The sequence below is a fragment of the Neisseria sp. CP9 genome, assembly GCF_047758525.1.
GTDB lineage: Bacteria > Pseudomonadota > Gammaproteobacteria > Burkholderiales > Neisseriaceae > Neisseria.
Genome location: NZ_CP180502.1, coordinates 2,735,958 through 2,749,680, shown reverse-complemented (window position 1 = coordinate 2,749,680; position 13,723 = coordinate 2,735,958). Strand labels below are relative to the sequence as shown.

The following is a 13,723-nucleotide window of genomic DNA, read 5'->3' as shown; positions in this document are numbered from 1 at the left end:
TTCTGTGTTTTTTGGCACACTATTGGCACATTTCCCATCAAAAAGCTGCTCGATTTTAGACTTTTCACGCTGCTTGTCGGCCAAGTCAATCCAGCGGGAATAGTTTTCAAGTAGCATCTTCATGGTGCTGTGTCCCATCTGCCGGGCTACCCACATGGGGTTGGCTCCGGCCATGAGGTTGAGTGTGGCAAATGTATGGCGGGTGTTGTAGGGTTTCCTGTACCTTACCCCCGCTATTTTTATGGCGTGCTGCCACGGTCTCCAAGGTACTTTGTCATTCTCAAACGGGCTGCCGGTTTTTGGATTGATGAAAACGTATCCGCTTGCTAGTCCTGTTCTTTGCCATTGTCTGCGTAAGGCTTCCAAGGCGCGGCTATTGAGTTCGATGTCTCGGTAGCTGTGGGTTTTAGTGCTTTTCAGCTTGCCAGCCACGGATGCTTTGTTACGCACACGCACTGCCTCTGAAAGTCGATGTCCTGCCAAGTGAGGGCGATGAACTCGCTGGTACGCATACCGCTGAAGAAGGCCAGTTCGAAGTAATTGTGAAACACAGGTTCATTTTTCAGGTAGCCTAGGATGGCTTCGGCTTCTTCGAGCGTGAACGGGTCAGGCGGCTCTTTCTGCACTTTGGCGTTGGACAGATGCTGGGCGGGGTTGTCTTTTATCCTACCGTCGCGGAGCGCAAGAACAAACGGCTGCCGAATAACGGTGGCGATGTTGTTGCGAGTTTTTGCGCTACAGTCTAAGGTAGCCAGCAACCCGGCTAGGGTACTGTACTGGATACGGTCTATCGGTATGTCGCCAATTTTGGGCAGAACGTGGCTGTTGAGCATGCCGCGATAGCGGGATAGGGTGGAGTGGGATAGCTGGTTAACGGTGGCCAGCTAGGCTTCGGCCATCTCACGGAAAGTGGGGCTGCTTTCCGTTTTTTCTGCACGTTTGGAGTGGGGGAAGAATTCAGCGTAGTCGAATACGCCGATGGCGATTCGGGTACATATTTCTTCCCAGAGTTTGGTGGCATGTCGGATGTTGGCGGTGGTGGGCTTGAGCGGCAGGCTTTCCCAACATCGTTTACCCCGATACATGAACCATATTTTGATACTACAGTCGCGGATAACTAAGCCGGTTGGCATTCGTTTCGTTGCCATTTTTCTACCTCTTTTACGTTGATTAAGATGTGGCGGTCAGGTGCACGGTAGTAGTGGAGTCCCTCTATCCAAACGCCGGTGCTAATTTTGTCCCTTAAAGCCTTTTCTGTATAGCCTGACAATTCGGCGTAACGTTTCAACTGGATTTGGTTCAGCATATTCAATCCTCCATATGAGTAATTAGGACTTGTAGTAAGTGGTCGTAGTACCGTAGCCAACCATGTGGCGGACATCAGGCAACCTGAGTCGTCTTTCTGTTTGCATTTTTTCTCCAAATTTTAAGTTCGCCTTTAAGCGGTTTAGTTAATCCATTGTCCACGGCAGATTGTGTTCTACACTGCGTGGGGGAGGGTGATTTACCGGTGGGATAAGCAACAATGTCAGGTGCGCATCCATTGCCTTTGCCTATATTGGTACCAACTATATTAGCAGTAAAAAGCCCTAAAATTTTTTTCAGCCCATTCTCAAAGGAGGATGAATATTGGCAGACTATATGGCGGTTTGAAACGTAGAAAAACCTTTGTTCACTGAATGAATAACAGGTTACTTTGGATTGGCGTAGCTGGTTATCCCTATAAAAAGTACGATGGCCACAAGTGTATTCATGTAATGGAACTAGGTTCTGTTAATGCTGAGCGCCGCATGGTTTTTAATATAAAGTAGAAATAATATTAAATATCAATGGATTGATATTTTTGAAGTGGTTTCTGCCCGAGACTTTGGCAAAACTCACTAACCGGAAAACCTGGTCAGGCACACTTCCCCATCTGTTGAGCCTAATCAAGCACCGATTGAGCGGACAAGGTTCCGATATCCTGTGCGCCGATGTAGGTATCGCTAGCGTTATCCGGACCTGGTTTATCGGCGGCTGACAAAATCAGATCAGCGTATTAGTGCAAATGGAATCCGTACAGCAGTCACTACCGGCAACGACTGTGATGCATGCCAGGTTAAAGGCACTTTAAGGCTTGCTTACAGCATATCCGCACCGATGCAGAAAGTCATACCGACGGGCAATGGGCAGATTGCCGAGACCAAGTCCGCAATCAAAAGGGGGATTGAGGCAGACAGCTTTGCTTGGCTGAAAGATGATTGCAAGAACCTGGTTCTTTCACTCAGTGAAAAGTGAAACCTAATAAAGCAGTGATGATGATACCGACGACCGGCATCTATCTCCCCTAATGACCGGAGGAGTACCTAGGTTCGTGGTCAATCGTTTCATTGTTGATACTGTTTTCGTTACCAGCAGTATTCGTTTTGATTCAATGATATAGAGATCTTTGCAAAATTCCTTCCTCCCCCCAACAGCCGAAACCCCAAACACAGGTTTTCGGCTGTTTTCGGCTGTTTCCGCTCCCAATCACTCCTTAATTCTACCCAAATACCCCCTTAATCCTCCCCGGATACCCCATAATCAGGCATCCGGCCCGCCTTTTAGGCGGCAACAGGCACACTTAGCCTGTTAGCCGCTTTCAACAGGTTCAAACACATCGCCTTCAGATGGCTTTGCGCACTCACTTTAATTAGTCCGAAATAGGCTGCCCGGGCGTAGCGGAATTTACGGTGCAGCGTACCGAAGCTTTGTTCGACCACATAACGGGTTTTCGACAAATATCGGTTGCGTTTGGTTTGCGCTTCCGTCAGCGGACGGTTGCGGTGGGCTTTGAGCATAATGCCGTCCAACAACCGATGCTCTTTCAGGTGTTGCCGGTTTTCCGTACTGTCGTAGCCTTTGTCGGCATAGACGGTCGTGCCTTCGGCAATACCCTCCAACAAAGGGGACAGATGGTTGCACTCATGGGTATTGGCGGGGGTAATGTGCAGTTTCTCGATATAGCCTTCCTCATCGGTGCGGGTATGTTGTTTGTAACCGAGTTTGTAGAGGCCGTTTTTCTTTGTCCAGCGGGCATCGCTGTCTTTACTCGGTGTGGTTTGTCCGCTGACTTGTCCTTCTTCATCGACTTCTATGGCCTGACGCTGTTTGCTGCCGGCGGTCTGAATAATGGTGGCGTCAATGACGGCGGCGGATGCTTTCTCTATTTTTAGGTTTTTTTCGGTCAGTTGGCGGTTAATCAGTTCCAGCAATTCGGACAGGGTGTCGTCTTGCGCCAGCCAGTTGCGGTAGCGGCATAAGGTGCTGTAATCGGGGATGCTCAGTTCGTCAAAACGGCAAAACAGGTTGAAATCGATGCGGGTGATGAGGCTGTGTTCGAGTTCGGGATCGGAGAGGCTGTGCCATTGTCCGAGCAGGACGGCTTTGAACATGGACAACAGGGGATAGGCGGGACGGCTGCGGTGGTCTCTAAGGTAACGGGTTCTTTGGCGATTCAGGTACTGCTTGATCGGTTGCCAATTAATCACCTGATCCAACTTCAATAATGGGAAGCGGTCGATGTGTTTGGCGATCATGGCTTGTGCGGTTTGCTGGAAGAAGGTGCTCATGGAAAATCCCCTAAATGTCTTGATGGGAATTTAGGGGATTTTGGGGGATTTTGCAAAGGTCTCTGGCTGTTTTCATGCAGCCATTAAAGAATTTCGGCTTTTTTGAAAAACTGATTGCAATGAATGGCATAAAAAATCGTAAGCAAAAATCCATGCCTTGTGCGCAAATTCAGATATTATGCGTGTTAGGGTTCTTTTTCAGATTAAACCAATTAACTCTCCCATAGGTTCGCATTCTATTGAATTTTCTAAATATCCAGGCTGCCAAATTTTTTCATAACAAAATACTATAAATTTAGGAAATTCAAGTAATTCTTCAAAGATACTTAACCAATTATAGATAAAATCATCCGTATCCAGTATCCAAGGTTGATGTGATGGCGAGTAGTAAATTACCACGTTCTTCCCTTGGCAAGCTTTAAATCTTTTAAAAGTATCATAATGAATAGATGCTGTCGTTATTTCCCCAAATAAGGAAATGCGCAGCTTCTCGCCTTTAATCTTATCCCAATCTATGCTCGATCCTGCCCAAGGCAGTTGATTTAAAGCTGAATCGATTCTCTCAGCATCGGTAATAGATAAAAAATTATTAATTTTTAATGGCATAATCCAGTTGTTTTCGTGATGTGGCTGTGTGTCACTTTAAAATCAGGTTTTGATCGGATTCTATTAACGTAACGTTTAGTCTTAACTAAATCTGCGATTTACTAATATCGCCTATTACTATTAGAAGTCTATTATCAGTTATAGTAATTTTGTTCTCAAGTCTCATTTTTATGAATTATGAATGCTAAACAAATTTGTGTATAATGCAAAATTTAGTTAGTTTCGTTATAAAGTAGCTTGCTGATTAAATAACAAAGGATAAGAAAATGGCTTTACTAATACCCGATTTTGGGCCGATGGAAAAACTGCCTGGAAGCAAGGAGGCTTGGCAGGAAATTTACTGTGAGCTTGTTACGCCTTTGCACGGTGGTGGCGTAGTAGCGCGTGAAAGTGATGAGAAATTGCCTATTCGTGTAACCGAAATTCGCGGGCAACTGCGTTTCTGGTGGCGTTTGTTGGCTCATCAAAAATGGAATTTGAGCGGGAAAAGATTACGTGAAGCAGAGTTTCGTTTATGGGGAGGTATTGGTGAAGAAGCTGCGGCAAGTTTAGTATTTTTGCGTGTACAGGTACAAAACAAACTGCATGAAGCTTCACTTTCTGATTATGTAAGAGGTTTAAATGATCCTTTAGGCTATGCGTTGTTTACGGCACGCAAGACGAATACAGGACTACCTGAAATGAAATTGGGCAAAGAAGGTTTGCAATGGGTTGTGCAATGGCGTTTGAGTGAAAGGGCAAACGAAACAGATAAGCAGCAGATTTTGGAAACTTTGCGCTGGTGGGTGACTTTAGGCGGACTAGGTGGGCGCACTCGGCGTGGCTGTGGTGCTTTTAAGGCTGAAGGTATAAAACTGGTTCTAACTGATGAAATGCGTGAGTTGGGTTGCAAAATTTTGTTTTTAGGTAGCGATAAAAAGGTCAAAGATGCTTGGATCGATGCAATCACTGAGTGGAAGGAAACACGCCGTAAATATAAAGCGGAGTTTCGCCGACTGCTTGGACGAAATGATGAACATTCACGACATTTAGCAACCATATTCAGCCGTCCCGTTCATGAGAGCGGTCAATGGCGTGGCATGGTGATTATGTTGCCTAACAGTAGTCCAGAAGTAAAACAGATTTTGGAGAAAACGAAATGACTCAATACGTTTTAACCCTATCCATCGGTCCTGTACAGGGATTCATTGCTTCGGCTCGGCGGAGTCGGGATTTATGGAGCGGTTCTTGGCTGCTGTCGGAAATGGCGAAGGCTGCTGCAAAGAGTTTGTTTGAAGCCAGAGCGCAGATGGTGTTTCCGTTTGTGGATGAGACGACCAAAGACCGTTTAGAGCCTTGTGACCGGATGGACGATAATTTCTCAGTCGGCAACAAAATTCAAGTGCAGGTTGAGGCGGCTGATGATGCCGCCGTGCGCGATTTGGTCGAACAGGCGAAAGCGGCGGCACAGTCACGGTTTGAAACCATAGCACGGCAGGCGCTGCAGGATTTGAATGCGGCCTTGCGCGTTGAAATCTGGCAGATGCAACTTAATGATTATTTGGAAATCCAGACGGCATGGGCGCGGATAAACGAAAAAGGTTATTCGGATGCAAGCCAACGTGCCGCATCGGCTTTGGCGGCGCGTAAGGCAACACGCGATTTTGCGCCGGCACATGCGGCCGATGCTTGGGACAGGCAGTTTATGCTGCCTAAGTCTTCACTGGATGGGGCGCGTGAAACCGTATTGTTGGAAAAAGCAAACGGCGATGCCGACTTGTCTGATGTGGCAAGACGCAAGCTGGGTTTGAGTCGGTCGGAGCAGTTGGATTGCGCAGGAATTGTGAAGCGTTTGGGCGGCAATAGCGAACAGTTTACGCCCGTTACCCGTGTAGCCGCAGATGCTTGGCTGCAAGGTTTGCCTGAAAATGAGTTAAGCAAACTTTGCGATGCTTACGAACCTTTAATTGCGCTGAATTTAGCGACTCGTGTAAAGGGCAATCAAGGCATTTACTCAGATTTTCCGTTTGATGGGCAGTTGCTGTACCGCAATCGGTTGGATGCTGCTTTGTCAGACAATAAAAACAGTGCGGATGCATCAGAAAAATTATCAAAGTTGAAAAATGTTTTAAAAACGATTTGGCACAAATATGGCGAACCATGCAGCTACTGGGCGATGTTGCTGGCAGACGGCGACCGCATGGGCGAGTTGCTGGATCGTGCGAAAACGATTGAAGAGCATCAAGCGATTACCGAAGCATTATCTACATTTGCCGAAAGTGTACCTGCGAAAATGCGCAATTTTCGGGCGCAATGCGTTTATGCGGGCGGCGATGATGTATTGGGCTTTGTCGCGTTGGATAAGGCGGTTGGTTGCGCGGATACGTTGCGACAAGAATTTTCAGACAGCTTGAAAAAAGTGTCAGATGTTTTGAAAGCAGAAAAAACGCCCACATTGTCCGTCGGTTTGGCGATTTGCCACATCAGCACGCCGCTCGGCAATGTACGCCGTTTGGCAAAACACGCGGAAAAAGTGGCGAAAGGCGACAATTATCCTGCCGATCAACAGCGCAATGGATTGGGGATTACCTTGTCCGTGCGTTCAGGTTCGGACAGCGATTGGCGTGTGCAATGGAGTGATGAAGCAGGTTTGGCAGCATTTAAAAAATGGCAAAACCGGTATCAGAAGAAAGAAATCAGCAGCCGTATTGCCTACGACAGCCGCGATATCTTTATGCGCACGGATTTTCCGAAATCCGCCGATTTATCCTTCGAGCTGCACCAAAATATCCGCCAAGCCGAGTTTACCCGAATGCTCGATAGGGCGCGAAATATGTCGGGCGGTGAATTGAAAGACGATGTGAAGAAAGAGCTGAAAGCCCGACTGGATGCCTTGCAACGTCAGCTTGGCAGCGAACATACCGGCGCACTCAATATCTTCGCTACCGAGTTAATCATTGCCCGCTGGCTTGCCGCCAAAACACAAAACGATTTAGGACAGGAGGCGCAATCATGAACAGCTATTTTTTAGACGCACTTGCGCCGTTGGTATTCCGCAGCGGCAAACCGTTTGGGGCGCAGTCGGATACCGATGATATTCAATTTCCGTTACCCTCTGCGGCAGCAGGTTTGGTACGCACGCAAATCATGTGGCAGAGCGGCAGTGATTGGGACGGCAAAACCCAAGGCAATCGAGCCAAGTTGTCGGACGCACAAGTTGATGAATTACGCCAAATTGCCGTACAGGGCGCGTTTTTAGCGAAACAGGATATTTCAGACGACCTGAGAATCCTATTGCCTAAACCTGCCAACGCCCTGTATTTAAAAAACAAAGAGACAGACAAAACCGAACTCGTCCGTCTCGCGCCGCAAGCCTTTGGCAGCGATACAGCGGCAGATTTCCCCCAAGCCGATTTATTGCCCGTACAAATTCAATCGTCCATCAAAGGCAAGCCTCAAAGTGGCGCAACGTATTGGGATTTGGCAGATCTGCTGGCTTGGCAAAACGGCGGGAAGTTGGTGTTTGAAGACATCAATAAACGCGGCGCACAATCGCTGCCGATTGAAACGCGTACCCATGTCGGCATAAATCGAGAAACACTTGCAGCCGAAGACGGACGTTTGTTCCAAACAGCTGCTTACGATTTTGCCGAATCTGTGCGGAAGCATCATCAGGGCTGGGAAAGCCACCGCTATGGTTTCGTGATACGCACGGCAGCCGATTTGCAAGATAACAGCGTAGTGCGTTTCGGCGGAGAAGGAAGGCTGTCGCGGCTGAATAAAATTTCAGACGACGTATTCAAACAGCCTGAATACGCATATACAAACGGATTGATGCTCACCTTGCTGACGCCTGCCTTGTTTGACAAAGGCTGGCTGCCCGGCTGGTTGGACAGCCAAACCTTAACAGGCACACTCCCGCATACCAATCTGCAAGTCAAACTCCGCGCCGCCGCCATAGACCATTGGCTGCCCGTTTCAGGCTGGGATTTGCAGCAACATGCACCGAAAGCCATGCGAAAAGCCGTTTCGGCAGGCGCAGTGTATTGGTTTGAAATACAAAGCGGCAACCCGGCCGAACTTACCCAAGCCCAATGGCAGGCATTCAGCGACAGCGAACAAGACCGACGCGACGGCTTCGGCATCGGATTGATCGGCCCGTGGCAGAGCATTTAATTTTCAGACGACCTGACAACCTATTTCACATTTAAAAAACAAGGAAACCAAAATGAACACCCGAATTTTTCACCTACATGCCTTATCCGCCCTCCACGTCGGCACAGGTCAAGGCATCGGCGCCGTCGACTTGCCTATCGCCCGCAGCCGCGCCACCAATCTGCCGCTCGTCCCCGGCAGCGCGCTCAAAGGCGTATTGCGTGATGAAGCCAAAGAAAAATGGCATGTCAGCGAAGACGACATTCAAGCCCTGTTTGGCGCGGACAGCCAAGCCGACAAAGAAAATATTCACGCCGGCGCCGCCGCCTTTGGCGATGCACATCTATTGCTGCTTCCGATCCGCTCGTTTGCCGGAACAGTCGCCTTTGCCACTTGCCCCTTTATCCTGCAACGTTATGCACGCGATGTACGCGGGATACTGCCGGAAAGCCCCAAAGTACCCGCTTTAAAAGATAGCGCATCCGTACCGGACAACACCGTATTGCGCGTTTCAGGCAGCCAAATCGCGCTGGAAGATTTGGACATCGGCAGCGAAACCAGTACCGAAGCCAAACAATGGGCAGAACACATTTCCGCCACCGTTTATCCTGAAAACACGGCAAACAGCGAAGCATGGCGCGAACAGCTCTGCCAACGCTTCATTATCCTGCCCGACAGCACATTCTCCTTCTTAGCCGATACCGCAACCGAAATCCGCATGCGCATCAGAATCGACCGCGAAACGCGCATCGTCAAAGAAGGCGCGCTCTGGTCGGAAGAAAACCTACCCGCCGAAAGCGTGTTGTACGGCATTTTAGCCATCGACAAATCGCGCCACAGCCGCAACGCCAAAAGCGCAGACGAACTCTCCGCATTGATTCCCGCAGGCGAGACCCAAATCCAAATCGGCGGCAAACATACAGTCGGACGCGGCCTGTGTCGTCTCGTACTTTCAGACGACCTGACAAAAGGGGAATAACATGCCACACATCCGCTCGCAAAAATACGCCCAACGCGCATTAGGCTTGATTCAAAAAGTCAAAGATGACAACAAGCAAGTCAAAGAATACCGCACGCTTGCGCTGAATTTCCCCACCATGATCCTGCAATCCGGGCTTGCCCAAGCCATCGGCTTTTTACAAGCCAAAGGCAAAGAAGAGCACCTGCTCCTACTGGCGCACATTGCTGAATTGTTGGGCGAAAATAAAGACAGCCTGCACAAGAAAATCTTAGAAGCAGACTTATCGCATTACCAACTCCTCACGCGCCAAGCCATAGAAGCCGCCTCCAGCCTCAAACGCTACACCCAAGCCCTGCTGCCCAAACCCAAAGACGAACAAGGGGGACAATCATGACCATATCACTCATGCGGGAAAGCCTGAAAAAACTCATTTCAGACGACCTAAAAGACGCGCATGCCGGTTTGCTCATGCAGCGCGGCCTGACCAAATGGGACAAAGACGACAAACAAGCCAAAGCAGAGCTGATTCAAAAAATCGTCAAAATTCCCGCGCCCAAAAAAGACAGCCTGTACACACTCGCCTTCACACGCTGGGTGCAGGCCACTTCCGATACCGGCCGCTTCGCCACACTTGCTGCCGGCATTTCAGGCAGGCTCTATACAGGCCTAAACAGCGCAGGCGCACTGGAAACAGGCATCAGCACCAGCCACACCTACGGCATGCCCCTCATCGCAGGCTCCTCCGTCAAAGGCATCGCCCGCAGCCATGCCGAAAGCCTCGGACTGGATAAAGCCCACCTGACCGTATTGTTCGGCGACGACAGCGACTCAGGCAGCCTGAAATCAGGCGCACTCGTTTGGCACGACGCATGGTTCATCCCCGCCAACACCCCGCCCTTTGCTGCAGAAATCATCACCACCCACCACCAAGACTACTACAACGGCAAACAACCCGAAGCCGACGAAATGGAATCCCCCATCCCCAATCAGCAAATCGCCACACAAGGCAGCTTCTATTTCGTCATCGAAAGCGCACCGGGCGCGCAGGCATGGGCGGCATACGCCCAAAACCTACTGTTTCAAGCCTTGCAAACACAAGGCGCAGGCAGCAAAACCGCATCCGGCTACGGCTATTTTACCGAAGCAGGCGAAGAAGCCCGCCGCAGCATCCGCAATATCCAAGAAGCACAAAACCAAGCCCTAGCCGCGCAACAAAAGGCCGCCGAGCTTGCCGCCATGCCCGCGCATCAGCAGTTTATCCAAACATGGCAAGATAAAATGGCAGCGCAAACCGGTCTGACCATAGGCAATCAAGAGCACGCCATACTCTATCACGAGTGGAAAGAAGCTCTTCAAAACGCCGCAGAAAGCCCCGATTTCAGCGCAGAGCAGAAAGCCGAAATCGCCGTCGTATTTGCCGTCAAAAAGATGATGTCAAAATTCCCGAAATGGCTGAACGACAAACGCGGCAAAGAGCTGAAACCCATCCTGGCGAAGCTGCGCGGCGAATAGATTTTCGTCTTTGTCAAAGCCCGAGCTTTTCAGACGACCTAAAGCCGCAAAACAGTTAAAAAGCGTTGTCGAATGCAAAGCACACGGCTATAATCCGTATCACAAGTTTTCCGACGGATAGCGAAAAGTCTGTCTTTCGGCTGCTCTTTTCAGTTAAGGTTTTATTAAATAATGTCTTTGTTGGTTAAGGAAAAATGCTAACCTTTCTTAACTATATAGAAGATTGAAAATAATGAAATTTTTTAACCGAGTGCAGTCGGAAGACTTGCCCCACTAATCGGGGATTAAGACAACCAATCAATACCGTGAAGGACGATGGCCCTGGTCGGAAGACTTGCCCCACTAATCGGGGATTAAGACAGAATTAAAGGTGGGGTTCTGGTTCGGATAACTTGTCGGAAGACTTGCCCCACTAATCGGGGATTAAGACTCAAACACTGCAGCCATGCTATCAACTGCTCCTTGGTCGGAAGACTTGCCCCACTAATCGGGGATTAAGACAATACCATTAGCAACATATGACGAATCATCTAAAGTCGGAAGACTTGCCCCACTAATCGGGGATTAAGACGCCACAAAAGATTACAGAAAAGAAAACAACTAAGTCGGAAGACTTGCCCCACTAATCGGGGATTAAGACATCATCAAACTTCTCCATCTTGAGATAGAACTGATCCGTCGGAAGACTTGCCCCACTAATCGGGGATTAAGACTCATCTCGCAGGCTCATTCTGTATTCCCACTGACGGTCGGAAGACTTGCCCCACGAATCGGGGATTAAGACTCGATGATGTGCTGCTTCGCAGTGAAGCCTTCGCGTCGGAAGATTTGCCCCATAAATCGGGGATTAAGACAATTTGCGCCACCTATAAAACTCTATTTGGTTATGTCGGAAGACTTGCCCCCACGAATCGGGGATTAAGACTAAACTTATTTTTGTTAGTCATATAAATGCTTATGTCGGAAGACTTACCCCCACGAATCGGGGATTAAGACGTAAAAGTCCCGCAGCTTATGATAATGTTCAGCCATATCGGAAGACTTGCCCCACTAATCGGGGATTAAGACGCTTGGGTCGTGCCGAAAGCACGCAGGTTTTGCGTCGGAAGACTTGCCCCACTAATCGGGGATTAAGACTCTTCAACCTGTTGACCATCGTAAGATTGAACAACGTCGGAAGACTTGCCCCACTAATCGGGGATTAAGACTATCCAAGTAAAAGATAAATACTTGAGCCACATAGGGTCGGAAGACTTGCCCCACTAATCGGGGATTAAGACCCAGCAACTACGTTCAGTTTACCCGCTACAGTGCGTCGGAAGACTTGCCCCACTAATCGGGGATTAAGACAAAAAAGAGTCGCGCAAACGGTATTGCTGGCAAAGTCGGAAGACTTGCCCCACTAATCGGGGTTTCAATCTTTTCAGACGACCTCGAGCTTGGGTCGTCTGAAAATGTCTGCCGGGTTTGTTGATGACCGATAGCAAAACAGCCTTGATATTGCATCAAGGCTGTTTTTGTTGGCGGAGGGTTTGTGTGAGTTCGGGGTCGTCTGAAAAGCGGGTTTGTGTTTACAGCTTGCCCACGCCGCCCAAGATGATGCCTTCAGGTAAGGCGGGTTTGCCCAGCGTGTGGATTACGCTGCTGTTGGGCAGGGGATAGCAGCGTAAATTGTCCTGCTTGGCGTTGAGCATTTTGCAAAGTATTTCAAAGCATTGCCTTGCTTGATCACTGCTGCCGATGTGCAGGAAGACGCTGTTTTGCAGGGGGATGGCGTGCTGTATTAAATAGCGGTGTGCTTTTCGCAGGCGGTGCGGGTCGGCGATGTCGTAGGCGATAAGGTGGCGCATTTTTATTCTAAGGTGGTCAGTCCGCTTAATTGGATCTCAGGCTGTCCACTGTATTGGGAGAGGATGGCTAGATAGTCGGCGCAAAGCTGGTGGATATGGATCCGCCATTGCTTGGCGGTTGCTTCGTAGGCTGGATAAAATTTGATGCGTGCGTTTTTGCTCATCAGGCAGCCTTGCGCGGTGGTTGAAAAATCCTCTAGTGTCAGGGTTTCTTGATGAAACAGGGAAAGCACCCAGACATCGCATTGACTGCGCAGGTGTTCCAATAAATCGCAGGCAAAGGATTCGCGACCGTGTTCGGGCTGGTGATAGTAGCCGATAAAGGGGTCTAATCCGCTTAGGTAGAGATGCTTGACGATGTCGAAGTGCAGCAGGGTGTAGGCGAGGGACAGGGTTGCGTTGAGCGGGTCGCGCGGCGGACGTTTGTTGCGTCCTGTAAAGTGCCAGTTTGCGGGCAGTACGCTTGCCCATGCGCTGAAATAATGTGCGGCGGCAGCGCCTTCTATGCCCCGCAATGCGGCAATGTCGGGGCTGCTTGAAATGGCATCGACAAGGTTTGCCAGGGCTTGGCTGTGATTGTTCAGGCAAGCTGTATTCCGATTGTCCGAACATGCCATTTGCTGCAAGTGATGCTGTTGTGCGGACAACTTGGCGGCAACAGTGTTTCGGGCGGCGGCAAGGCTTGCTGCCTTATCCTGCGACAGGGCGTATTGCGCGACACGTCTTTTTCCATCCAGTTTCCAGTTGGGCAGCATGAGGGCAGGGCGGTTTTGTCGCCCATTTAATATGAGTACGCCGACGCCAGCTTCGCCCAATTTGCTTAAAACCTTTGCCGATAGGGTTATATCCCCGCGTATGCAGACGCGCTGTAAGATTTTGAGCGGTACGGTTGCTATACGTCCATCGTTCTCGTAACACACCAAAGCATCGCCGTCTGCTCGCAGAGTAAGGTTTTTGCGGTCTAGGTAGAGCGTGGTCATGAATTTGCCTTTCGGATTGAAGCTATACGGGTATAGGTATGAAGGAGGCGAATATCCTGTCGACAATCTTGCCGATGCAAAATTTAATCG

Annotated in this window: 13 protein-coding genes, 1 pseudogene and 2 CRISPR repeat arrays; of the genes and pseudogenes, 6 read left to right on the top strand and 8 right to left on the bottom strand. The window is 49.3% G+C overall.

What is annotated here, in order from left to right; translation table 11 throughout:
• Nucleotides 1–156 precede the first annotated feature (156 nt).
• The 6 genes and pseudogenes from ACMYUL_RS13285 to ACMYUL_RS13260 form a co-directional block, all read right to left on the bottom strand.
• Nucleotides 157–432: pseudogene (locus ACMYUL_RS13285) on the bottom strand (site-specific integrase); the annotation flags it as partial.
• Nucleotides 417–833 (bottom strand): tyrosine-type recombinase/integrase, encoded by a 417-nt coding sequence (locus ACMYUL_RS13280; RefSeq protein WP_415771093.1) that lies wholly within the window; start codon nt 831–833, stop codon nt 417–419. The gene ACMYUL_RS13280 and the pseudogene ACMYUL_RS13285, both read right to left, overlap by 16 nt.
• 51 nt (nt 834–884) lie before the next feature.
• Entirely contained in the window at nt 885–1,085 is a 201-nt protein-coding gene (locus ACMYUL_RS13275; RefSeq protein WP_415771091.1) for an Arm DNA-binding domain-containing protein, read from the bottom strand.
• A gap of 32 nt (nt 1,086–1,117) precedes the next feature.
• Complete coding sequence (locus tag ACMYUL_RS13270) at nt 1,118–1,306, bottom strand: excisionase (RefSeq protein WP_070514065.1); 189 nt, start codon at nt 1,304–1,306, stop codon at nt 1,118–1,120.
• Between the two features lie 1,276 nt (nt 1,307–2,582).
• On the bottom strand, nt 2,583–3,590 hold the full coding sequence (locus tag ACMYUL_RS13265; RefSeq protein ID WP_415771089.1) for an IS5 family transposase: 1,008 nt from the start codon (nt 3,588–3,590) through the stop codon (nt 2,583–2,585).
• Nucleotides 3,591–3,788: 198 nt separating this feature from the next.
• Entirely contained in the window at nt 3,789–4,196 is a 408-nt protein-coding gene (locus ACMYUL_RS13260; protein ID WP_415771087.1) for a hypothetical protein, read from the bottom strand.
• A gap of 266 nt (nt 4,197–4,462) precedes the next feature.
• Between ACMYUL_RS13260 and cmr1 the strand changes: the two genes are divergently transcribed.
• From cmr1 to cmr6, 6 genes are read left to right on the top strand one after another with little or no spacing between them, the layout of a single operon-like run.
• Nucleotides 4,463–5,338 (top strand): type III-B CRISPR module RAMP protein Cmr1, encoded by an 876-nt coding sequence (gene cmr1 / locus ACMYUL_RS13255; RefSeq protein WP_415771085.1) that lies wholly within the window; start codon nt 4,463–4,465, stop codon nt 5,336–5,338.
• A complete protein-coding gene (gene cas10, locus ACMYUL_RS13250) occupies nt 5,335–7,191 on the top strand; it encodes a type III-B CRISPR-associated protein Cas10/Cmr2 (RefSeq protein WP_415771083.1) in 1,857 nt (618 codons plus the stop codon). The genes cmr1 and cas10 overlap by 4 nt, the downstream gene beginning before the upstream one ends.
• Entirely contained in the window at nt 7,188–8,351 is a 1,164-nt protein-coding gene (locus tag ACMYUL_RS13245) for a type III-B CRISPR module-associated Cmr3 family protein (RefSeq protein ID WP_415771081.1), read from the top strand. Before cas10 ends, ACMYUL_RS13245 begins: the two co-directional genes overlap by 4 nt.
• A 52-nt stretch (nt 8,352–8,403) precedes the next feature.
• On the top strand, nt 8,404–9,309 hold the full coding sequence (gene cmr4, locus ACMYUL_RS13240; RefSeq protein WP_070498209.1) for a type III-B CRISPR module RAMP protein Cmr4: 906 nt from the start codon (nt 8,404–8,406) through the stop codon (nt 9,307–9,309).
• 1 nt (nt 9,310) lies between these two features.
• Nucleotides 9,311–9,685, top strand: coding sequence for a type III-B CRISPR module-associated protein Cmr5 (cmr5, locus tag ACMYUL_RS13235; protein WP_415771079.1), 375 nt, complete (start codon nt 9,311–9,313; stop codon nt 9,683–9,685).
• Nucleotides 9,682–10,803 carry a type III-B CRISPR module RAMP protein Cmr6 gene (gene cmr6 / locus ACMYUL_RS13230; protein ID WP_415771077.1) on the top strand — a complete coding sequence of 374 codons (1,122 nt, stop codon included), beginning with the start codon at nt 9,682–9,684 and terminating at the stop codon, nt 10,801–10,803. Before cmr5 ends, cmr6 begins: the two co-directional genes overlap by 4 nt.
• A 255-nt stretch (nt 10,804–11,058) precedes the next feature.
• A CRISPR array of direct repeats spans nt 11,059–11,657; the repeat unit is 36 nt; unit sequence GTCGGAAGACTTGCCCCACTAATCGGGGATTAAGAC.
• Between the two features lie 177 nt (nt 11,658–11,834).
• Nucleotides 11,835–12,223: direct repeats of the CRISPR family, unit length 36 nt; unit sequence GTCGGAAGACTTGCCCCACTAATCGGGGATTAAGAC.
• A gap of 151 nt (nt 12,224–12,374) precedes the next feature.
• Here the strand turns inward: cmr6 and cas2 are convergent.
• Both cas2 and cas1 read right to left on the bottom strand, forming a co-directional pair.
• Nucleotides 12,375–12,653 carry a CRISPR-associated endonuclease Cas2 gene (gene cas2, locus ACMYUL_RS13225; RefSeq protein ID WP_415771075.1) on the bottom strand — a complete coding sequence of 93 codons (279 nt, stop codon included), beginning with the start codon at nt 12,651–12,653 and terminating at the stop codon, nt 12,375–12,377.
• A 2-nt stretch (nt 12,654–12,655) separates the two neighbouring features.
• Nucleotides 12,656–13,633, bottom strand: coding sequence for a CRISPR-associated endonuclease Cas1 (cas1, locus tag ACMYUL_RS13220; RefSeq protein WP_415771073.1), 978 nt, complete (start codon nt 13,631–13,633; stop codon nt 12,656–12,658).
• Between the last annotated feature and the right edge of the window lie 90 nt (nt 13,634–13,723).